17 protein-coding genes and 1 pseudogene are annotated in these 20,938 nt (G+C 47.9%); 6 read left to right on the plus strand and 12 right to left on the minus strand.

All coding sequences use genetic code 11. The features are described from left to right. Nucleotides 1-153: 153 nt before the first annotated feature. The 3 genes from H6F52_RS23750 to alaS form a co-directional block, all read right to left on the minus strand. Nucleotides 154-414, minus strand: a complete 261-nt coding sequence (locus H6F52_RS23750; protein WP_190428755.1) for a hypothetical protein — start codon at nucleotides 412-414, stop codon at nucleotides 154-156. Nucleotides 415-457: 43 nt separating this feature from the next. Then, nucleotides 458-2,200: an adenylate/guanylate cyclase domain-containing protein gene (locus H6F52_RS23755; RefSeq protein ID WP_190536925.1), complete on the minus strand. Its 1,743-nt coding sequence runs from the start codon at nucleotides 2,198-2,200 to the stop codon at nucleotides 458-460. Between the two features lie 466 nt (nucleotides 2,201-2,666). Then, nucleotides 2,667-5,312, minus strand: a complete 2,646-nt coding sequence (alaS, locus tag H6F52_RS23760; protein ID WP_190536926.1) for an alanine--tRNA ligase — start codon at nucleotides 5,310-5,312, stop codon at nucleotides 2,667-2,669. Between the two features lie 703 nt (nucleotides 5,313-6,015). Between alaS and H6F52_RS23765 the strand changes: the two genes are divergently transcribed. Both H6F52_RS23765 and H6F52_RS23770 read left to right on the plus strand, forming a co-directional pair. Further along, entirely contained in the window at nucleotides 6,016-6,219 is a 204-nt protein-coding gene (locus H6F52_RS23765; RefSeq protein WP_190411340.1) for a heavy-metal-associated domain-containing protein, read from the plus strand. Between the two features lie 621 nt (nucleotides 6,220-6,840). Then, nucleotides 6,841-7,830, plus strand: coding sequence for a diguanylate cyclase (locus tag H6F52_RS23770; RefSeq protein ID WP_190536927.1), 990 nt, complete (start codon nucleotides 6,841-6,843; stop codon nucleotides 7,828-7,830). A gap of 268 nt (nucleotides 7,831-8,098) precedes the next feature. Here H6F52_RS23770 and H6F52_RS23775 read toward each other — a convergent pair whose 3' ends face one another. Together H6F52_RS23775 and H6F52_RS23780 are read right to left on the minus strand one after the other, a co-directional pair. Beyond that, nucleotides 8,099-8,785: an ATP-dependent Zn protease gene (locus H6F52_RS23775; protein WP_190536928.1), complete on the minus strand. Its 687-nt coding sequence runs from the start codon at nucleotides 8,783-8,785 to the stop codon at nucleotides 8,099-8,101. Between the two features lie 79 nt (nucleotides 8,786-8,864). Continuing rightward, the gene (locus H6F52_RS23780; protein WP_190536929.1) at nucleotides 8,865-9,698 is read right to left on the minus strand and encodes a M15 family metallopeptidase; all 834 of its coding nucleotides are present in this window, start codon (nucleotides 9,696-9,698) and stop codon (nucleotides 8,865-8,867) included. A 240-nt stretch (nucleotides 9,699-9,938) separates the two neighbouring features. On the opposite strand from H6F52_RS23780, the gene H6F52_RS23785 reads away from it, so the two are divergent. Beyond that, nucleotides 9,939-10,880, plus strand: coding sequence for an AEC family transporter (locus tag H6F52_RS23785; RefSeq protein ID WP_190536930.1), 942 nt, complete (start codon nucleotides 9,939-9,941; stop codon nucleotides 10,878-10,880). Here the strand turns inward: H6F52_RS23785 and H6F52_RS23790 are convergent. After that, on the minus strand, nucleotides 10,866-11,393 hold the full coding sequence (locus H6F52_RS23790) for a phosphoribosyltransferase (protein WP_190536931.1): 528 nt from the start codon (nucleotides 11,391-11,393) through the stop codon (nucleotides 10,866-10,868). The genes H6F52_RS23785 and H6F52_RS23790 overlap by 15 nt on opposite strands. Before the next feature lie 132 nt (nucleotides 11,394-11,525). Here H6F52_RS23790 and H6F52_RS23795 point away from each other — a divergent pair, with 132 nt between their 5' ends. Further along, complete coding sequence (locus H6F52_RS23795; protein ID WP_190536932.1) at nucleotides 11,526-12,974, plus strand: MFS transporter; 1,449 nt, start codon at nucleotides 11,526-11,528, stop codon at nucleotides 12,972-12,974. Nucleotides 12,975-13,647: 673 nt separating this feature from the next. Here H6F52_RS23795 and H6F52_RS23800 read toward each other — a convergent pair. Continuing rightward, nucleotides 13,648-15,021: pseudogene (locus H6F52_RS23800) on the minus strand (aminopeptidase P family protein); the annotation flags it as partial. 88 nt (nucleotides 15,022-15,109) lie between these two features. Continuing rightward, entirely contained in the window at nucleotides 15,110-15,541 is a 432-nt protein-coding gene (locus H6F52_RS23805; protein WP_190411757.1) for an NUDIX hydrolase, read from the minus strand. 181 nt (nucleotides 15,542-15,722) lie between these two features. On the opposite strand from H6F52_RS23805, the gene malQ reads away from it, so the two are divergent. Then, a complete protein-coding gene (gene malQ / locus H6F52_RS23810) occupies nucleotides 15,723-17,234 on the plus strand; it encodes a 4-alpha-glucanotransferase (RefSeq protein WP_190411758.1) in 1,512 nt (503 codons plus the stop codon). On the opposite strand, the gene H6F52_RS23815 is transcribed toward malQ, so the two are convergent. Genes H6F52_RS23815 through H6F52_RS23825 form a run of 3 tightly spaced genes read right to left on the minus strand, consistent with a single transcriptional unit; the run spans nucleotide 17,190 to nucleotide 18,993 of the window. Then, nucleotides 17,190-17,405: a hypothetical protein gene (locus H6F52_RS23815; RefSeq protein ID WP_190536934.1), complete on the minus strand. Its 216-nt coding sequence runs from the start codon at nucleotides 17,403-17,405 to the stop codon at nucleotides 17,190-17,192. The genes malQ and H6F52_RS23815 overlap by 45 nt on opposite strands. After that, a complete protein-coding gene (locus H6F52_RS23820; protein ID WP_190411760.1) occupies nucleotides 17,405-18,208 on the minus strand; it encodes a RodZ domain-containing protein in 804 nt (267 codons plus the stop codon). Before H6F52_RS23820 ends, H6F52_RS23815 begins: the two co-directional genes overlap by 1 nt. Then, nucleotides 18,205-18,993 carry a pseudouridine synthase gene (locus tag H6F52_RS23825; RefSeq protein ID WP_190411761.1) on the minus strand — a complete coding sequence of 263 codons (789 nt, stop codon included), beginning with the start codon at nucleotides 18,991-18,993 and terminating at the stop codon, nucleotides 18,205-18,207. Before H6F52_RS23825 ends, H6F52_RS23820 begins: the two co-directional genes overlap by 4 nt. Nucleotides 18,994-19,169: 176 nt before the next feature. Here H6F52_RS23825 and H6F52_RS23830 point away from each other — a divergent pair, with 176 nt between their 5' ends. Then, a complete protein-coding gene (locus H6F52_RS23830; protein WP_190536935.1) occupies nucleotides 19,170-19,889 on the plus strand; it encodes a DUF2993 domain-containing protein in 720 nt (239 codons plus the stop codon). A 153-nt stretch (nucleotides 19,890-20,042) separates the two neighbouring features. Here the strand turns inward: H6F52_RS23830 and H6F52_RS23835 are convergent, their stop codons facing one another. Continuing rightward, entirely contained in the window at nucleotides 20,043-20,915 is an 873-nt protein-coding gene (locus H6F52_RS23835) for a phosphatidate cytidylyltransferase (RefSeq protein WP_190411763.1), read from the minus strand. Nucleotides 20,916-20,938 lie beyond the last annotated feature (23 nt).

Below are 20,938 nucleotides of genomic sequence, written 5' to 3' on the forward strand. Positions count from 1 at the left end.
ATGGAACTAAAGAAGATTCTTCTTCAAATACGTCCATTAAAACAGATTTTTTAGGGTGGTAGGCGGTCAAGTAGAGACGCGCTTAACCGCGTCTCTACAACCCATCCATTTTGGCTGACAAATTTGGCTGACAAGTTAGTGCATTAAACAGCGTTAAGCGTGGCGGTTGACTTCTTGTTGGAGCCACGGATCGACCGGCTGTCCATCTTTGCGGCGCAACTCAATCTGAATAGCGATCGCTTCTTTGGCTCCCGGCGGCGCGGGTTGCTGATGGAAGAGAATATCATATTCGGCTGGATCGTGATTGCGCTCTCGCAGCCAATCCTGCACCTTCACTGGGGCGAAGATAGATTGCCCGTCTTGGAACATCCGGGTAATCTGCATCTGTAACGTGTAAGGATTTAAGCGACCCATAAAGTTTTGCCTTTCTAAACAGCGATATCTATAAACTTCTAGCTCACACTAGCAGTTTTTCTGTTTTTCTGCCGATGAGTAGATAAGTCATCATTTCTCCCTTTCCTTTCACCTGGATTGCACCCCGCTCTTCCCATTGATATTTGTCCTGTAAAAGCTGGTAAGTAGCGGCGGTAACTTGAATAGAACCAGTTACTCCGTGGGATTCCATGCGACTGGCAGTATTAACCGTATCTCCCCATAAATCATAGATAAACTTTTTCAAACCAATGACTCCAGCAACAACCGGGCCAGTGTTAATGCCAATTCGGATGTTGAACTCTTCGCCATTCACTGCATTGAATCGGTCAATTGCCTTTTGCATATCTAACGCCATTTCGGCAATAGCTTCTGCATGATCCGTGCGAAGGATAGGTAAACCACCAACCACCATATAGGCATCCCCAATTGTCTTAATTTTTTCCAACCCATGTTGTTCTGCGAGTTGGTCAAAAGCTGAGAATATTTGATTGAGCAAGTTGACCAGTTCTACAGGGGATGTATGAGCAGCCATCTGGGTAAAACCAACGATATCTGCAAATAGAACTGTGACTTCGGCAAAGTTATCAGCAATGATAGTATGTTGTTCTTTTTGTAAACGGTCAGCGATCGCCTGGGGCAAAATGTTGTGTAGCAGTCTCTCCGCCTTCTTCTGCTCCGCTTTTAGTTCTTTTAACGATGACTCTAAAGTTTCTAACATCCAGTTAATTGTCCGAGCCAGGAGCGACAATTCATCTCTGCCAGCAATTAAGACGCGCATTGACAGATCGCCTTTAGTACCAATGCTCCGAACCTCCGTACTGAGATAAGCTAGCCGAGACAGAAGCAATTTTTCTAACAGAAATAAAGTTGCCCCGGTAAACGCGATCCCCACGACCAAAGTAGATATACCCAGCGACACTACCAGATAAGTCAGAAGAAGTTGGCTTTGTTGATAAAATTCTTTGGGCATATCAACTCGCACCAGCATTACGGGTTTGCCGTCAATGTCCCGCAGTAGGGTATATCCCACCATCCCGCTATTGCTGAGCGATCGCACCAAAATCGAAGAAGAACTATCGGACATTTTTGACAAAGCCGGAAGCACCGATTTGAAGTCGTCAGGTAGTTGCGGATCGTTTGCCAAGTACGCAGTGATAGGTAAATGGGTCAACTCGCTCAAAGCCTTGACTTTTTCAGTATTCAGGTAACGCCCTAAGATCAGCGTTCCCCGGCTAGGCCCTTCACCCTGGCTATTGAGAATTGGCCCTGCGGTGATCGCCATTGGCCCTTGGGGCAACAGAACGATGCCAACATAGTGGTCAAGTCGTTCAGAGTTCTTTAGCAGGCTTGTGTTAGCCGCTAAGTATGCCTGGATTTCCTTCGGAGTGGGGATTGCTTTGCGCTGCTTCAGGTTGAAGCTTTGACTAAAAACCAGCTGACCAGAGGAATTGATAAATAGGATTAAGTCGGATCTGAGCGATCGCAAGGAAATATCATTCAGATTGCGATCGATATAGCGGCGGTTGCCATCCTTGATGAAGTTATAGGTGTCATCCCACATCGCCCATTGGTCGTTTAGAACGCTGAACTCACTCAGGTAGTTAGAGAAGGCATCCTGAACTCGTTGAACGTTCCGGTAAGCCTCCCGTTCGTACAATTTGGCAAAGCCTCTCAGCAGGATGGTTGACGAGGTGACATACAAAACCCCTATCAAACTTACGACGGTAACGCCAATCGTCAGCAGTGTTTTCTCGCGTAGTTTCATGCCCCTGAATGAGCGGTCAGCGATGCTGTTACTGACACGCTACACCTAAAAGTAACTTAAACCAGAGGAAATTTGTAAGCTAAGACTGGCTCAAGGCTGAGTGCAACTGAGTTTGACCCCCACATTCTGCCCTCAAAGTGTTTCTGTGCTACCGCCTCGATGCAACGCAAAGGTGACTGGATGACTAAATAGACACAAAAGCCCTATAGCGCCAAGTACGACAGCAGTCCTAGAACGCCTATAGATAGGGTTGTGTCCAGAATCAGATTGTGGGCTTTAGCTGTGAGTAGAGGGGTATGGTGCGTAGCTGTCCGTTCTTGTCCTGGTAGTCGAGACTGAAGCCACCTAAGTGGATTTTGCAATCAGGTAAATTGTTGATTTGTCGGGTGGTAGTGGTAAGACTGAGGTCTAATCAAAGGAAGCGATCGCATCTACTGTCATCTAACAAAGACGCGATCGCTTCCTTCTATTCGCCTAAACCAGACTTTAACTGAGTTCTAGCACTTTCTAAGGCTTCTTTCAGCTTGCTGGGATCGCGTCCGCCAGCTTGCGCTAAGTTGGGACGCCCGCCGCCGCCGCCGCCGCAGATTTTAGCGATCGCGCCAATGAATTTCCCAGCTTGCAACCCTTTTTTGTTGACTTCCGGGCTAAAATGTGCAACCAAACTTACTTTATCTGCTTCGGGAATTGATGCCAAGAATACGGCACCATTCCCCAATTTTTGCAGTAATCTTTCAGCCGCATTTTTTAGGGATTCGGCGTCAACATCGCCCAATTCGGCAACTAAAATTTTGAAATCGCCCACTGTTTCAGCAGTGCTGAGTAACTGGTCAGATTTCGCGAAGGCGAGTTCTGCCTTTAATGTTTCTAGCTGCTTTTGGGATGCTTTTAATTCGTTCTGGATGTTAGTAATTCTGTCGGGAAGTTCTTCGGGTTTGACTTTAAAGCGATCGCTCAAATCTTTAACTACTTTCTCCCGGACATTCAAGTATTCCAGAACCGCTGGTCCTGCCACTGCTTCGATCCGCCGCACCCCGGAAGCAACACCCGCCTCGGAGACTATCTTAAATAGCCCGATTTCAGCAGTATTGTGAACGTGAGTACCGCCGCACAATTCCATCGAAACGCCTGGGACATCTAGTACCCGCACTTCATCGCCGTATTTTTCGCCAAACATCGCGATCGCGCCTTTCGCTTTGGCTTCCGCGATTGGCAGGATTTCGGTTTCGGCGGGATGTGCTTCCGCGATCCAAGTATTGATTTGCTCTTCGATTTGTTGTATTTGTTCGGATGTCACGGGACGAGGACAGTTGAAGTCAAATCGCAGCCGATCGAAGGCGACCAAAGAACCCGCCTGAGTAATCGATTCATCGACAAATTTCCTCAATGCCGCTTGCAGCAGGTGCGTTGCTGTATGATGCGCTTGCACGCGACGGCGACAAGACAAGTCAATTTGGGCAGTTACAGCATCTTCTACCCGCAGCGTACCGCGTTCGATGCGACCGAAATGGACGAAGAAATCGGATTCCTTCTTAACGTCTTCAACTCGCACCAAAACGGAATCGCCGGAGATATAACCGCGATCGCCAATTTGTCCGCCCGATTCTGCGTAGAATGGCGTCTTATTCAGGACAATCTGCACTTGTGTTCCCGCTTCCGCCGCTTCGACAGATTTGCCTTCTACAAGAATCACTTCTACTTGCGATTGGCTGGAAGGTTGGGTATAACCCAGAAACTCGGTGCTATGAATGTGTTCGGCTAGCTTATCTAGGGAACCTTGGACGGTGAGATCGATGGTTTCGTGAGCGGATTGCGATCGCGTTTGCTGTTCCTCCATTGCCGCATTGAAGCCTGACTCGTCTACCGTTAGTCCTTCTTCCTCTGCAACTTCCTGAGTGAGTTCTACAGGGAAGCCGTAGGTGTCATAGAGAGTAAAGGCGTCTCGCCCGTCAATCTGAGTTTTACCTTCCTGCTTCACCCGCTGAATAATTTCGTCCAACAGTTTCTCGCCTCGTTCCAGTGTCTTGAGGAAGCGAGATTCTTCTCGTTGCAGTTCCGCTTTGATTTGTGCTTCTCGCACACGGACAATCGGATAAGCGGACTCGGAAAGCGCGATCGCAGTCTCCGCCACTTGCGGCGTAAATTCCCCTTGAATGCCAATCAGTCGTCCGTGACGCACCACGCGCCGAATCAAGCGCCGCAGTACATAGCCCCGCCCAATATTGGATGCGCGAATTTCATCGGCAATCATGTGGACGACGGAACGGACGTGATCCCCAATTACCTTCAGGGAAACTTTCGTCTTCTCGTCGCTGCTAGCGTAATCAATTCCGGCGATTTCAGATGCAGTTTTGACGATCGGGAAAATCAGGTCAGTTTCGTAATTGTTGGGTACCTGCTGGAGGATTTGCGCCATCCGTTCCAGTCCCATCCCCGTGTCGATGTTCTTATTTTGCAGCGGCGTTAGGTTGCCTTCTGCATCCCGGTTGTATTGCATGAACACCAGGTTGTAGAACTCGATGAACCGGGTGTCATCTTCTAAATCAATCTTGTCATCACCGCGTTCTGGGTGGAAATCATAGTAAATTTCCGAACAAGGACCGCAAGGACCAGTGGGACCAGATACCCAGAAATTATCTGCTTCTCCCATGCGTTGGATTCTGGCTTCGGGAACGCCAATTTTATCCCGCCAAATCGTATAAGCTTCCTCATCTTCCCGGAAGACACTGACGACAAGGCGTTCTGGGGGTAAACCAAAAACTTGTGTTGACAGTTCCCAACCCCACGCGATCGCTTGTTCTTTGAAATAATCCCCAAAACTGAAATTACCCAACATCTCAAAAAAGGTGTGGTGTCGGGCAGTCCGTCCGACATTCTCAATATCATTGGTGCGGATGCACTTTTGAGAAGTCGTGGCACGCTTGAACTCAGGCGATCGCTGTCCTAGAAATATCGGCTTAAAAGGCAGCATCCCGGCGATCGTTAGCAGTACGGTGGGATCTTCTGGCACTAAGGAAGCACTCGGCAAAATTTGATGTCCTCGCTGGGCATAGAAGTCGAGGAATTTTTGCCGAATTTCGCTACCGCTAAGGAACTGGGAGGAAGAAGACATGGGAATTTACAAGGGCTTGGTATCGGTCAACTTTATCTATTTTTACATTTGTTTATGCCTTGTTGTAGCCCTTCTCGTTCAGGCATTGCAAGGCAGGGGAATTGTTTCTCTTTACTAACGCTTATTTGCTGTATTTAAAGACTTGTCAAGTTTGGTAAAATCAGGGATTTTGTCTGGAAATGGGGTGCTAATTTAATAGTGGACACCAGGAAGTTTAGAAAAACAAGGAGGCAAATGAAAAACGGAATGGGAAACATAGACGCGGTGTCCCCGGTCTGTTACCCAAGTGCAGCAAGAACCAACCAAGCATAGACTGTAGTGGTAAAAAGCACTGGAGGGGCAAAAAGCCAAGCTGGTGCAAAGCCAAACCAAAGTCTGGGAAGACTGGACTATGCTGGAAAACTAAAGATAAAGGTGAAGCTGCCAAACTTGTCCACCCTAGTTGTTGAAGTTCATTTTTTGAGAAAACCAATCCTTTCGATCTAACGGGCTTAGTCGCACTCGACTAAGCCCAAAAATGTTTTTAGGGGACTTTTTATCGAGGATGCGAACTGACAAGTCAGCGCTAGACTAACGCGATCGCGCCCGAATGCGAAATCTGCATTATCGCTCAGCAGGCTGATTTATCCAGCACTGTGACAACGGTAAAATAAAGGCTTCTCGAATCGCATCCTTGCAAACTTAATTGACTTGAATTGAATTTATGGCACTCCAACTAAAAGTTCCCACTATCGCCTGTAATGGCTGTGCAGAAACAATTACCGACACGATCCATACGATGGAACCCGACGCCAAGGTGGACGTGGATGTAAAAGCCAAGACGGTGACAGTGGAAGCTCAAGCTTCTGAAGAAACAATCAAACAAGCGATCGTGGCGGCAGGTCACACGATTGAAGGTTATCAATAACCATACTCTGCATTATTAGGGTTAATTTTGAGCCAGTTGGGTAATCACCTAACTGGCTTTTGTCTGGTTACTGACTTCGTAGTGAATCAACAGACAAGAGATGAATCGGCTGCAAAAAGGCGCGATCGCGTAGCGTCTCCAAAGGAGAATCGCTCTGTTCTTGACAAATGGGGATGCGATCGCGCGCTTTACGCTTCCTTTCTCAAGAGTGGTAACAAATACCAATTATCTGCCAGCATAAAGAAGAATCTGCTCGCAGGTTGTTCAAGCATTTGGGTAGTGTGGCAGTTTTATGAAGATTTTGTAAAATTCTCTACCGCCAACGGAATACCCATCTCTAATACTTGTAGCAAACTGAGAATGTAACAGAGTGTGTCGGTGCCAACGATCGGGTTAGAGTTTGGTAGTGCTACCCGGTTCAATGGCATAGCAGCCAGAAGCCTCGTATAGCGGCATCCGCTAGAGCGATCGCTTCTTCTGCCCTACAATCTACACGCTCATCCAGTCTAGGGTCATCTATCCATTCGTCTCCTTCGTTGCTCCATAAAAACTCTAGTGGTAGAAATTCTCACGTTTCGTCAACAGGGAAAGAGCCTTGATTCTTCCGGAATACCTACGCTAATGGATGCTTTTGTTCTAGTTGTTGGAACTGATGCATTTCTGGCAACATTTTTGACGCGAATCGCTGCTTTAGTCGGTGGCGCAGTTGAAGCTGCCTCCCAGCTAGATGAAGTCATGCCGCTGCTGGAAAAGAAACTGCCCCATATCTTAATTTTGCAGGCAAGTCTGGAGGGCAGTTTGGAATTCTGTTATCAGCTCAAACAACACAACCAATTAGCGGGGATTTACTGCATCTTGATAGAAGACCGACCGGAACTTGCCCGCGAACAAACACTTTCCGATCGACACCGGAAGTGGGCACTCATGGCAGAAGCTTTGGAAAAAGGAGCAGATGCTTACTTGCAAATTGCCCCAGTCAGAAGAAGGAGTGCTGCCCTTGCACAAGAGGAGATCGGGTTGCAGGACCGCTTACTGGCAGCGCAAATTCAGATGGGATTACGCAAGGTGCAAAACTATCGTCAATTGATGCGAACCAATGATTTATTGTCAACAATGGCACTATCTGACCCGCTGACGGAACTGAATAATCGTCGCGCCTTGGAATGGGAATTGCCCCGACAGATTCAAAATGCTCGGAGTCGCTCAATTCCGCTGAGTTTAGTAATGTTGGATGTAGACTATTTCAAGTCTATTAATGACACCTACGGGCATCTGATCGGCGATCGCGTCCTGCAACTACTCTCCGCTCGTCTGCAACACAACCTGCGATTTCAAGACACTCTCTTCCGCTACGGAGGTGAGGAATTTGTTGTAATTCTCAGCCACACAGATGTTCAAGAGGCTCCAGTGGTAGCCCACCGTCTGTGTCGCCTGATCTGCGAACAACCCTTCAGAATTAATCCCACTCTGTCACTCACAATTACGATCAGTTTGGGGACAGGCACCCTGAATGCGACGGACGATATTAAAGGAGTAAACTTGCTACAACGTGCTGACCAAAACCTTCTGCAAGCCAAATCTGATGGTCGCAATCGAGTTGTTAGTGAATAATTGCGAATTGCGGAAAAGGTAGAAATTCTCCCCCTCAATTTTTACCTGTTAAAAACAACGAGAAGTGTATTGGAAATTACTACTTATTTGGGCTGAAAAGAGTATACTTAAATAATAGAAATTCGCATAAAACTTTTATTAAAGCTTATTTCTTCCTTATCAAAGTTAGTATATCAAAAAAAGTAGGTCAAGTCTAGGATACAGAGCCAAAAACTTCCCATTAATTCTATAAATTGGTAATTGATTAATGACTACTAATTAGGAACGACTAACTTCTAACAGTATGTTGCTGAAGCACCTGATAGCACTCCTCAACTGAAGCACGTTCTTCCATCGTCGCTACCAGGGCTTCGTAGGCGGGATAGTTTTCCTCAATCAGAGTACGTGCTTGCAGCGCACTGGCACGCTCTTTCTGTTGAGCGCCGCTTTCCTGCCGTCCTAACTGTGTCAGCGCCTCTCTAATTTTTTGCCGGTCTTCTGCGCCTCCCTCGGCGCTACCGTATGCCAAAATCTCGGCGGCGATGCCTGCCATCCAGACGGTGCAGAATCGATCCAGGATGACTTGCATCTCCCAAGGGGTTGTCATTTCTTGCTGCAATTTTTGGGTATCAAATATCACCCCACCTTGCCCAGGATTTCCTTGTCTAACGGTTTCCCAGGCGCTGAGCGTGTAGCCAGTGATGGGAATTTCGAGTAAGTAGGCGACGAGGAAATGACCGGCTTCATGCCGCAATACGCGATCGCGGTATTTGGAGTCAGCACCTGCAAACAACTCCAAAAGGATTGCGATCCCTTTGCCTTGGAAGCTGAGGGTGTCTAGGGTTGCCAGTCCCAGAATGCTAATCGTTGCGATCGCGGGGATTGTCGGTGATATGTTCAACATTGGCCCCAACAAGCTAGAAAGCGTCATTGCAAAGACGCCAATGGCAATTAGATTTAGGGCAGTTTGTTGCATGATATTGAAGTCTAAGGTAGATGAATTAAAAATTAAAACTGGTGCTTTAAATTTTGCATTTTTAATTTTTAATTACTGGCTAGGGTGAAGTATTGGGGTTGGGATTGGTCGGCGACACGACAGAGCGATCGCCCGATGGCTGCGCCCCACCTCCGAATTGTTTGGCTTTATAAAATGTTTCCAGACTATCGCGATCGCCCACATAGCGCCAGTGCCACGGTTCATAACTAACGCCTTGGGGATTGTTGCGGGGAAACGATATCTCAAAGCTATAGTAAGGAGCGTTCTTCTGAAGCCACTTAAAAGCCGCAGTCTTCTCAAAGTTAGGACTGAGATTCGTTGCGGGGACTCTTCCATCACCCACATCTATCGCGTACCCAGTATGATGTTCGCTGTGACCGGGAGGCGCACTCACTTTTGCCCGTTCGGCAGCTGACTGCCCCCGCTGCGCCTTGGTGTCAAAATATAAATGCTGCTGCTCGGTAATCGAGCGAAATCCTGAAATTGGCACGATGATAACGCCGGAAGCTCGCGCCGCTGCTACCATCGCTATATATTGTCTGGCGGCAGTTTTACGCATTTTCAAGCGACCATCCGCTGTAATCGCCTCAAGTTCGGATTGGGGTGCCTCTTGGTAAGGAAAGTGTCCAAAGAGGGTATTGGCTTCTGGTGTAGCGGAAGGCGTTTGAATGCCTGGAATCTGATTTTGGACAGGCGTTGATGCATCCGATTCGGATACAGGACGGGGGACTAAGATACCGATAATCAGCGCGATCGCTCCCAATCCCAACAAACCGCCAAACAGGAGAATCGGCTGCCACTGTCGCTGGCGTCGTCCGAGGTACGGCGTATCCCGCAACGCCTCCGGAATATCGTCTATCGGCAGTGCCGACTTGGGTGGTTTTTCAGGCATACCCGCGTTTTCCAAAAGAGCCACTCCTGTTGTTTTTGTGGTTAGTTATCAATTCTTAGATATCCAACAACGGCACTGAGACTCAACACCTAACTTTACAAGTATTTTAGACTGAGCGAATATCAACAGCCGCCGTGTATTCCCAGATGCCTCGTCATCAACCCTGATGCTTAACATGAATAGAGGCTGACATATCGTACAGGTGTCAGTCTAAACCTTCTGCTGACAACCCATGAGACGATGCCTAATATAGGAATTCAACTGCTGGAACTCTATTTCCGGCTAGGTGGTGGCATTTTGCTGGGATGGGTTTTGGGTCGCCAACTGCCCAAAGTAGTTCCCACCTATTTAGGGAAGTTTCTCTTTTGGATTGGAGTCCCGCTTGGCATTGTGGCGTTTCTGCGTCACGCTGACTTATCTGGGCCAATTTGGATTGCACCCGTCGCCGCTTGGGTGGCAATTTTGGTGGGAGCCGGATTGGCCTGGTTTTGGATAGGAAGGCAAGCCTCGCAATTCCCTAAAAAAGCTTGGAGTAAATCTACTCAAGGAAGTTTTCTATTAGCCTCAATGGTCGGGAACACCGGCTACTTGGGTTATCCCGTCACCCTCGCTCTCGTCGGGCAGCAGTACTTTGGGTGGGCGCTATTTTATGACCTGATGGGCACCACGCTGGGAGCCTACGGCTTGGGCGTTGTCTTGGCGGCTCGTTTTGGGGTTGGGGCAGAAAAGGGCGTCTTCCCGTCCCTACAGGCAGTGCTGATCAATCCAGCGCTGTGGAGTTTTGGCTTTGGACTGGGTTTTCGCAACTTCCCACTGCCCGAACCCGCTGAACAATTGCTGCAAATGATTGCTTGGAGTGGAGTGGCACTGGCTTTGGTGCTAATCGGTATGCGCCTCAGCCAGCTTTCTTCCTGGGGTAGCCTCCCTTCGGCATCTGTGAGCTTGGGGATTAAAATGCTGCTAGTTCCGCTGGTACTGGGCGTTGGGGTTGGGCTGCTGGGTGTGAGTGGGGCACCCCATCTAGTCATTGTTTTACAGATGGCAATGCCTCCAGCGTTTGCCACCCTCATTTTGGCGGAAACCTACAATCTCGACCGAAATTTAACCGTGACGGCGCTGGTTGTCGGGACGATAGGACTCCTATTGACTCTGCCGGTTTGGTTGGTGTTATTTGGTCGCTGAAACAGCAGCATAGCTTTTCGCTAACTCTGAGGGATCGACCTGTTCGTATTTTTCAAAGGGTTGGTGAATCCAGGGGTTTTCTGGGAGATAGTCCACATAGTAGTCAGGCGCGATAATAGAGCAAGCTTTGTACCAGATGACAGCAGTACAAATCTGCTCGACATCAGCAGCATAATGATGTTTCAGCCAAGGGATGGCTTCCCGGAGGGTGATGCCAGAATCCACTAAGTCATCCACCAGGAGAATGCGGCTACCCAGATGCGGGGAAGTCATCGTGAGGTCGCGGGCGAAGGCAAGCGAACCTCGAAAGCGATCGCCTGTGCCGCCGTAAGAAGTGGCAGCTAAAATTGCCAACGGTTTGTGGTAAATTCGCGATAAAATATCACCCACCCGTAGACCGCCCCTGGCAAGGCAGACAATCTGGTTAAACTCCCAGCCGGATTGATATATGATTGCCGCCAACTGTTCGATTTTTTGGTGGTACTCTGACCATGACACGTAAAGCTCTGGCATAACAGGCACAATTGAACAGGTTTAGAGAACAGTACAAATGCTATAGAACAAATGCTATAAAATTCCCGCTCTTGGGAGACAGATGCGATACTTTTTTGAAATTTTCAATCCCCCTGCCATCAGCCAACTGCCATGAGTGATTCCTCTTCTGAGCATTCCCCCGCGACACCCGACAGCGAAAAGCTAAAGTTAAGTACGAAACTGGCTTATGGTGCCGGTGATGTAGGTGCTGCGATCACCGCAAATATTGGGGTGTTTTATACCGCCTATTTTCTGACCGATGTCGCCGGAATCGCCGCTGGACTAGCGACTTGGATTCTCCTGATTGGCAAGGTTTGGGATGCGGTGAACGATCCGGTTGTCGGGGTGCTTAGCGACAGAACAAACTCGCCACGCTGGGGGCGTCGGCTTCCCTGGATGTTATATGGGGCGATTCCGTTTGGAATCACGTTCTTTTTGCAGTGGCTAGTTCCTCGATTTAGCGCCAATGACTCTGCAAATCAATGGGGATTGTTCTGGTATTACATAGTCATTTCGATTTTGTTTAATTCGTTTTACACCGCTGTTAATTTACCCTACACCGCCCTAACTCCAGAACTGACTCAGGACTACAACGAACGCACGAATCTCAACAGCTATCGGTTTGCTTTCTCGATTGGGGGAAGTATCGTATCTGTGATTGTGTTCGGAATCATCGCCGCTTTGATTCCTAATGACCGCATCCAGCAATATTTGGTGATGGGCGTCGTTTGTGCAATCTTGTCGGTCTTACCGATTTATTGGTGTATTTGGGGGACACGCGATCGCATTTTGGCAAGGGCGGCACAAAATCCCACCTTTGAGCAACCTGTTTCCCTCCCAATTTTGCAACAAGTGCGGATTGTTTTGAGCAATCGCCCTTTTTTATATGTTGTTGGAATTTATCTATGTTCCTGGTTAGCTGTCCAGGTCACAGCAGCTATCATTCCTTATTTTGTTCTCAGTTGGATGCGCTTAAGCGATGCAGTCGTTGCCCAAGTCATTCTAGCGGTGCAGGGAACAGCATTGTTAATGCTGTTTATCTGGAGTAAGCTTAGCCAGCGATACGGTAAAAAAGCCGTATATTTTATGGGAATGAGCGTGTGGATTATTGCCCAGGCGGGATTGTTTTTCTTACAGCCCGGTCAAATTGCTTTCATGTACGTGTTAGGAGTGATGGCAGGTTTTGGCGTTTCTACAGCTTATTTGATCCCGTGGTCGATGCTGCCAGATGTGATTGAATTAGATGAACTAAAAACCGGACAGCGGCGGGAAGGGATTTTTTACAGCTTCATGGTGTTCTTGCAAAAAGTCAGTTTAGCTGTTGCCGTGGCTTTAGTCTTGAAAAGCCTGGAGTGGAATCAATACATTCGGTCTACCCCAGAGAACTTAGCCCCGATTCAACCGGATTCTGCACTTTTAGCGATTCGCATCGCCATCGGACCTCTACCAACAATTGCCCTAATTTGTGGATTAATCCTGGCATACTTTTATCCTCTGACTCGTGAGGTTCATGCCGATATCTTACTGAAACTGAAAGAACGGAAATTAAAGGCTCGATAGCTCTTATCAATGAACTTTTCGGTTTGAATGGGTGGGTTAAAAATTCACCTATTCAAAAAAGTTTTTTTTGAATATTATGGACTTTATTGATTTTTTTTGGTAAACTGAATTTGATAAGAAGAACTGACTAGTAATATTTTTTTGAAATATATTTTCATTATTTAAGAATACCTTTTCAACGCATAGCTAGTAGTTGTTTGCAATACATTCTTCAAAAAAATTTTTTTTAAAGTTTTGAATCATTGCATAGAATACCAGCATCATTCATTTAGCTAATCGCTAATTTAAGCATAAGAATCGCTACAAGACGTCCAAAATCAAGCCAATCAATCTTTTAAGAAAAAAACAAATGGGGAAAAGGTAAAATTTTATTTACCCTTTCCCTAAAGGATTTCTTACCGGCACGAACTTATTTAAGCAGTTGTAAAGTAGAAATTAACCCATCCGGGTATTTCTCAAGCGCCTTTTGTTTGGCAACCTTGTGATCTACATCCAGAAAATACTCACCGCTATCTGCCTCAATCGCGATAAACCAGTCAGGATAATCCTTCATCAATTGGGGACTAACTTGTTCAAAAATTGCGCGACAACGCTTAATAAAAGTGGGAATACCGGCGGGTGCTTTTCCAGTCATTGGTTGCCCGGTTCCGAAGAAAACGCGGGATTCCTTCTTAACCAAAGACTCAATTACATCGGCATCGGTTGGCAATGCTGCTGTAAGAACTTCGCTGCCTGATTGGGTGACTAGAACATCATCTTCTATGCGAATCCCGCGCACATCCTGAAACTGAGAGAGGCGATCCCAATTCACCACATCCTGATATTTTGCTCGAAAATTGGGGTTATTTAAAATTGTCGGAACTTGATAAAATCCTGGTTCAATGGTGACTAACATTCCAGCGCGTAAGGGGCGATCGAGCCGCAGGTAAGCTAAACCAAAGCGATCGCTCCGAATTCTCCCCTCTTCATACCCCGCCAAATCGCCCAAATCTTCCATATCGTGGACATCCAAACCCACCAAATGACCGATTCCGTGAGGGAAAAATAGGGCATGAGCATCCATTTCTACCAAATCTTCAGCACTACCTCGCAGAATGCCTAAATCCACCAACCCTTGGGCGATCGCAGTCGCTGCCAGTAGATGAATCTCCCGATACTCCACATCCGGGCGGATTTTGGCAATACAAGCATCGTGAGCCGCCAAAACCAAATTATAGATTTCTCTTTGGGTAGAAGAGAACCTACCCGATACAGGCCAAGTGCGCGTGACATCTGCTGCCCAGCCCATTGATGTTTCAGCGCCCACATCCGCCAGCAGCAAGTTTCCCGATTGCAGGGGGTGCCAATACTGCTGATTGTGGAGAACCTCCCCGTGAACCGTGACGATACTGGGGTAAGCGCAGCTCATATTCTGTGAGATGATGACACTCTCCATTGCCGCACGCACTCCTGCCTCCAACTTGGCGCTGGATGTGGCAGCCATTCCCGCTAAGTGAGCGTCCACGGTGACAGATGCAGCTTGTCGTAATTCTGCCAAAGCACCTGCATCGTGGCTGAGTCGCAAAAATATAATGGCTCGTGCTAACTCCCCATCAATTCCCTGAGATGCATTTGCGGATGCGATCGCTCGTTGCATTATCTGAGCTTGTTGCTGTCCAGTCGCGGCATCCTGCACGGAGATAGTCGCAGCATCGGCTGAGCGTAACGCCAATTCTGCCATCGAAAATGCCGCATCCGCGCCAATCGCCTGGGCAATTTCCTCACGTTTCGGCATTTCTCCATGCCAGAGGGCACTGGCAGGAGACTCATCATCCATAAACAATTCTAATTTCCCAGCTTCGAGTCGGATCGCCGTATTTTCCAGAGGTACCCCCGCAAAATAGAGGAAATGACTGCTGGCGCGAAATGGGAAAGTATTGGCTGGATAATTTCGGGAACTACTACGCCCAGACCAGAGAATAACTGGAAAATCAATTAACTCGGCAAGTCGTTGCCGCCGGTGAAGCAGAGTAGCGGCAAACGTGCGATTTCTCTGAAGTTGCATCATAGCGAGTAGCGGCAGTTTATGGCTTTTCCCTTTTGTATTTAAGTTTAACCTGAGCTAAAAAGCCATTACCCATTGGCTATAGACCGCCTCAAGATAATTGAGGGCGTATCCCGTAATGCCGATAGCGCCAATAATCATGCAGGATTTTGCCGTGATCGAAGCATAAATCCGTGGGAATTCGCCAAGATTCAAAAATACCAACCGCCTTGGCATCATCAGCAGCTTGAGGTTCGCCCGTTGCCGTTGCGATAAACACAACGCTCATCGTGTGACTTCGCGGATCGCGGCTGGGATCGGAATACACCTGGAATTGTTCAATTAACTCCACCTGTAAGCTAATTTCTTCCTGCGCTTCACGCCGCGCCGCCGCTTCTGCTTTCTCCCCGTAATCAATAAACCCACCCGGAATTGCCCAACCATAAGGTGGATTTTGGCGTTCAATTAATACAATCGGTCGATGCGGTCGATCGATCAGTTCAATAATGATATCGACAGTCGGAGCAGGGTTTCGGTAAGTCATTCTGAATATATTGCCCCCCAATGAGCGGGATCGAGGGAAAAAAGGCTGAATTTATTCTGCCGCGATCGCTGTCATTTATGACGGTTGAATTACCGAATGCAACCCGCCCTAGGAGTGAGTGTCAAACTTCTGCGTACCGTGATAATGTCAAATCGTTTGCATCCTCTCCATCAGGTTATTTATGCCGTTTCCTAGATCTAGTGGCATTTTGCTACACCCCACTTGTTTTCCTAGCCGGTTTGGCATCGGCGATCTCGGTTTAGAAGCTTATCGCTTTATTGATTTTTTGGTGGAGAGTTCCCAGCAATTTTGGCAGGTTTTGCCATTAGGACCAACCGGCTATGGCAATTCTCCCTATATGTGCTATTCAGCATTGGCGGGAAATCCCTTACTGATTAGTCCTGAGAAGCTGCGCGACGAGGGGTTACTTACCGAGGATGATTTTTCTGGATTGCCAGAATTTTCCCTAGACAGGGTGGATTTTGAGCGGGCGATCCAGACCAAAATGCCTTTGCTCGCTAAAGCCTGCGAAAACTTTAAAAACCAGGCATCAACCTTACAGCAAAAGGAATTTGCAAGTTTTTGCAAGGCGGCTCATTGGCTTGATGACTATGCCTTATTTATGGCGATCCGGGAAGCTCAGGGACACGCTAGTTGGTATAACTGGGAACCGGAAATTGCTAAACGCCAACCGGAAGCCTTAGAACAGTGGCGGCAGCGGCTGAATGATGAGATTTATTACCACAAATACTTGCAGTTTGAGTTTTTCCGGCAATGGACTCAACTGAAAAGCTATGCCAACTTGGGCAGTATTGAGATTATTGGCGATATTCCAATTTATGTGGCTCACGATAGTGCCGATGTCTGGTCGCATCCAGATATCTTTTGCTTGGACGAACAGACGGGGGAACCGGCGCTGATGGCTGGAGTTCCACCGGACTACTTCAGCGCCACAGGCCAGTTGTGGGGCAATCCAGTCTATAACTGGGAAAAGTTGCAGCAGCAAAACTTTAAGTGGTGGATACAGCGCTTTGAATCTTTGTTAGATTACATTGACATTATTCGGATTGACCACTTCCGAGGTTTCCAAGCCTACTGGGCAGTTAAGCAGGGCGAAACGACTGCTATGAATGGGGAGTGGATTGAGGCTCCTGGAGAAGCTTTCTTTAAGCTACTGAACGACAAATTAGGCAAGCTTCCTATCCTGGCAGAGGATTTGGGCGTGATTACCCCAGAGGTAGAGGCGCTGCGAGATAAGTTTGAATTTCCGGGGATGAAGATTTTACAGTTTGCCTTTGGTTCGGATTCTGGCAACGGCTTTTTGCCTTTTAACTATCCGCGCAACTGTGTGGTTTACACCGGCACCCATGATAATGACACCACGGTAGGCTGGTTCTATCAACTTTCAGACTATGAAAGGGAGAATCTCCTGCGTTATGTGGGTTGCATCAGTTCCGACGGCATCCACTGGGATGCGATCCGGCTGGCGATGGCTTCGGTGGCAAATCAGGCAATTATTCCTTTTCAGGATCTTTTGGGATTGGGGGGCGATGCCCGAATGAATTTTCCCGGCAAAGCAGAGGGAAATTGGGAGTGGCGGTATCGACCTGAAGCCGTGAACCAAGAGATCGGCTATCGTCTCAAAACTCTAACTGAAACTTTCGGTCGCGCCCCAATTAAGAATCAGGACTGAGGGGTGAGGGGTGAGCAGTGAGGACTGAGGACTGAGGACTGAGGGAGCGGGGTTGAGTGTTGAGGACTGAGGGGTGAGGACTTGGGCGATCGCTTGCGTCACTGGTGTATATCGCGTGTCTTTGAAGAAAAACGCGATCGCGTCTCGACCCTCACAGTTCTCAGCACTCATTAAGACCCAGGAGGATTAGCGGCAAAGGTTACTTCTCGAACTTTACCGGGGGCACCCAGTTTCTTTGCCTTTTCATCATTAAAAGCGACTAGGATACCACCCGCATTACCAGCTTTTACAATCAGTGTCTCCTCTGCAACCCAGATGCGCTGAGTGCCTTGGGGGAGCGTTCCCTCAAACTGCGTCTTGCCATCCACCACTACCCGAATCCATGATGGGGTTTTGACGGTTACGCCAACCCGTACCGGCTTACCCGTTTGACTGGTATTGCTGCTGAATACTGCTGGGGTAAACGGCCCTAGTTTTTCTTGCAAGTCTGTATTGGCTGCATTAGCTTTGGCGAGAGACTCTCTAGGCGATCGCTCTTGAGTCCCGCCCTTTCCTACTTCTAAAGCCGGACGATTCACCACGTAAGACAGACCGTTCACTGCACCAATCACCAGAAACACATAGATCAAGTAAAGGTGAATCGGTCGCAGCTGAGCTGATGGCAAATAATACCGCCAGGTCGGCTTAATGAGCTGGAAAATCGGCCCACTGGGAAAAGTGTCAGAATACTCTACCCCATCTAATCCCAGTGCATCAGCATACCGCTTGATAAACCCTTGAATATAGACGGGTTCAGGCAAGATTTCGCGCCTACCTTCCTCAATTGCCTTGAGCAGACGAACTTGAATCCTGGTTTTGTCGCCAACTTCCTCTAGGGACAGAGATTGTTCCTCACGCACCTGGCGGAGGCGAGACCCCAGTTCTTTTAGCTTCTCAATTTGTTGCTGTTGAAGATGAAGTGGATTCTCCTTCATACACGGCGCTCCTTGATGTCTGCTGGCACTTCTATTGATGTTAGATTGACTTGGTTTTGTAGAAAACTGATTTCAAAATCTTCAAGAAAACGATAAGTACCAGGGAACATAGGCTCCCCTGTTCGTTTTAAACAAATGGGACCAATCGCGGCACGGTGTAGATGAATGACGGGATAGCCCAGTTGCTCGGCAATGCGTCGAATTTGTCGGTTTCTCCCTTCTGTAAGAATCACTTCCAAGCAGGTTTGAGAACCCCGCACATCCAAAACGCGAACTTGAGCAGGCAATGTCTTTTTCCCTGACAGTAGAATACCCTGACGCCAGGATTTTAGTACCTCTTCTGGGGGATGACCCTGAATCCAAACTTGGTAAGTTTTAGGAAGATGATATCGCGGATGGGTCAAGCGTAGCGTCATTTCACCGTCATTTGTGACCAATAACGCGCCGGTGGATTCGGCATCTAGACGTCCAACTGGATGCAATCCCTGACCTTCTCGGAGTGCAGGAGGCAGTAAATCAAGAATCGTGCGGCGCTTTTGAGGATCGCGGCACGTAGAAACTACCCCAGCAGGTTTGTAAAGCAAGATATAGAGCATTTGAGGACGATGAGCTGGGAGTACAAGTTTGCCATCAACTTCAATCCGGTCTTGTTCTGGATTTGCTGTTTGCCCCAGATGCACAACAGTACCATTGACCCGCACGCGCCCTGCTTCAATCATTTTTTCAGCTTGGCGGCGGGAGGCAATACCCCATTGGGAAAGAATTTTTTGTAGCCTTTCGGCCATAGGCGAAATCGAGCGACGAATGAATAAAGGTTAGGGCTTAGCTTGTTGAGGCAGTGCCTCGGCTAGACTATTAGGGATTTTTGATCTTAGATTTAGGATTTTGAAGGAATCGCCAGTCTAAAACCCAAAATTGACCTCTAATTAGACTATGTACAAATATTACAGGAAGAAAGCCATTGACATCTAAGCAAGGGAGCAGGATTATCAGCACAACATTATCACCAGCGTTGCGGCTGTGGTTGCGATCGCAAGTTTCGCAAGTTGAAAACCTCCAGTTTAAAATTTCCGGAGGCGATCGCCAAATCCTTACAGGTTATATCCCTCAAGTTTTTATTGCCGCCAACCATGCAGTGTATCAAGGACTGCATCTGTCACGCATTCAGTTAACCGGAGAAAACATTCGCATCAACCTGGGTCAAGTTCTTAGAGGTAAACCTTTACGCCTTCTCGAACCCATCCCCGTTTCCGGTGAGCTAATACTAGAGGAGACAGACCTTAAGGCATCTCTCCAAGCACCCTTATTCGCCACTGCTTTAACTGATTTACTGGGGACACTACTCCAAGCAGTTCCAACGCACCCAGCTGACATCTTAAAAGACCAGCAAATCAGTTGGCAACAGATTACCATCGATCCGGAATGTTTGAAACTCAGCGGCACTTTAACAGACCCATCGGGTAAAGCCACACCTCTAGTGCTGCGGACAGGTCTAAAGTTAGCTAGCCCTCACGAACTGCTTCTAGAGTCCCCCTGTATCGAGACGCAAAAGGAACTGCTCCGAGGTAATTTGGATGAATTCAAGATAGATTTAGGCTCAGAAGTAGATATTCAGGAATTAACTGTGATTCTGGGTCAGTTAGTTTGTCGCGGACGGATTAATGTCATTCCAGCCGAATAAAAATAGGACTTAGGAGTTAGGACTGAGGGCTGAGGACTGAGGAGTTAGGACGGAGGGTTGGCTAGGACTGAGGTCCACAAAAGAGGCAGATAAAAGAGATTTTCACCATTAAGCTTTGCTTACTAATTGCCCCAATCGTGTAGAAAGACTTTTCTAGCGGGGTAATAAAGGTAACAAGAGCGTGACGAAATAATACACCAGGGGAGCGGTAAACACGTAACTATCAGCCCGATCTAAAATGCCGCCGTGACCCGGAATCAGTTGCCCTGAGTCCTTTACCCCAGCATCTCGCTTCATCATCGACTCCGTTAAGTCTCCCAGCAAGCTCGCAATCCCAACCAGCAGCCCTAAAGCCAAGCCACTGAACTGCCAACTGGGCCAATTCAGATACCAAGCTCCAGCAATTGCCACTACCACACTGCCAAGAACCCCAAATACAGCTCCTTCGACAGTCTTTTTGGGGCTAATCTCAGAAAGGCGCGTGCGACCAAAGAATTTACCAAAGATGTAAGCACCGATATCAGCAGCCCAAATACAGAGGAAGGCCAAAAGCGTTGCCGTCAAACCTTGGGGCAAAGTGCTAAGTTCGTGCCAGGAAGCGGGCAAATAGCCATTCAATGGCTCTGCAATCGCGATCGCGGGAGCGAGTCCGACGCGCAGGCGCACCCAGTAGCTGGGCAGATAGCCGCCGTAGAACAACCCCAATATAGAGGCGGAAATATCGGCAATTGTGGCAAGCTTGGGCTGAAACAGAAGATAGAAACAAATCAACGTTCCTGCCAGGGGAAACATGGCATCTGTCAAGGCTGGTGCCAGAGACGCTGTGATTAACAGAACTTGGCTCACTACCAGAGTAGTTTTGCCAGCGGGTGCCATGCCCTTGGCTCGCGCCATCTGAAAATACTCTAACTGACCGAGATAGACGATGATGCACAGACCAACTGTAAAGAACCATCCTCCAAAAAAGAGCATAAGGAGGGCAACAGCGATCGCAACTATTCCACTAAAAATACGAGACCAAGGCATAAGATGCGCTCTTGAGACCGCAA

Source organism: Coleofasciculus sp. FACHB-542, from assembly GCF_014695825.1.
Taxonomy (GTDB): Bacteria; Cyanobacteriota; Cyanobacteriia; order Cyanobacteriales; family FACHB-T130; genus FACHB-T130.

Bases quoted from the DNA above. Each gene is read 5' to 3' on its own strand.
- H6F52_RS23805 (WP_190411757.1), bottom strand. From the start codon at position 15,541: ATGACTTACCGAAACCCTGCTCCGACTGTCGATATCATTATTGAACTG.
- H6F52_RS23820 (WP_190411760.1), bottom strand. From the start codon at position 18,208: ATGAAGGAGAATCCACTTCATCTTCAACAGCAACAAATTGAGAAGCTA.
- alaS (WP_190536926.1), bottom strand. From the start codon at position 5,312: ATGTCTTCTTCCTCCCAGTTCCTTAGCGGTAGCGAAATTCGGCAAAAA.
- H6F52_RS23825 (WP_190411761.1), bottom strand. From the start codon at position 18,993: ATGGCCGAAAGGCTACAAAAAATTCTTTCCCAATGGGGTATTGCCTCC.
- H6F52_RS23765 (WP_190411340.1), top strand. From the start codon at position 6,016: ATGGCACTCCAACTAAAAGTTCCCACTATCGCCTGTAATGGCTGTGCA.
- H6F52_RS23780 (WP_190536929.1), bottom strand. From the start codon at position 9,698: ATGCCTGAAAAACCACCCAAGTCGGCACTGCCGATAGACGATATTCCG.
- H6F52_RS23755 (WP_190536925.1), bottom strand. From the start codon at position 2,200: ATGAAACTACGCGAGAAAACACTGCTGACGATTGGCGTTACCGTCGTA.
- H6F52_RS23835 (WP_190411763.1), bottom strand. From the start codon at position 20,915: ATGCCTTGGTCTCGTATTTTTAGTGGAATAGTTGCGATCGCTGTTGCC.
- H6F52_RS23790 (WP_190536931.1), bottom strand. From the start codon at position 11,393: ATGCCAGAGCTTTACGTGTCATGGTCAGAGTACCACCAAAAAATCGAA.
- H6F52_RS23815 (WP_190536934.1), bottom strand. From the start codon at position 17,405: ATGAGTGCTGAGAACTGTGAGGGTCGAGACGCGATCGCGTTTTTCTTC.
- H6F52_RS23775 (WP_190536928.1), bottom strand. From the start codon at position 8,785: ATGCAACAAACTGCCCTAAATCTAATTGCCATTGGCGTCTTTGCAATG.
- H6F52_RS23795 (WP_190536932.1), top strand. From the start codon at position 11,526: ATGAGTGATTCCTCTTCTGAGCATTCCCCCGCGACACCCGACAGCGAA.
- H6F52_RS23770 (WP_190536927.1), top strand. From the start codon at position 6,841: ATGGATGCTTTTGTTCTAGTTGTTGGAACTGATGCATTTCTGGCAACA.
- H6F52_RS23750 (WP_190428755.1), bottom strand. From the start codon at position 414: ATGGGTCGCTTAAATCCTTACACGTTACAGATGCAGATTACCCGGATG.
- H6F52_RS23785 (WP_190536930.1), top strand. From the start codon at position 9,939: ATGCCTAATATAGGAATTCAACTGCTGGAACTCTATTTCCGGCTAGGT.
- malQ (WP_190411758.1), top strand. From the start codon at position 15,723: ATGCCGTTTCCTAGATCTAGTGGCATTTTGCTACACCCCACTTGTTTT.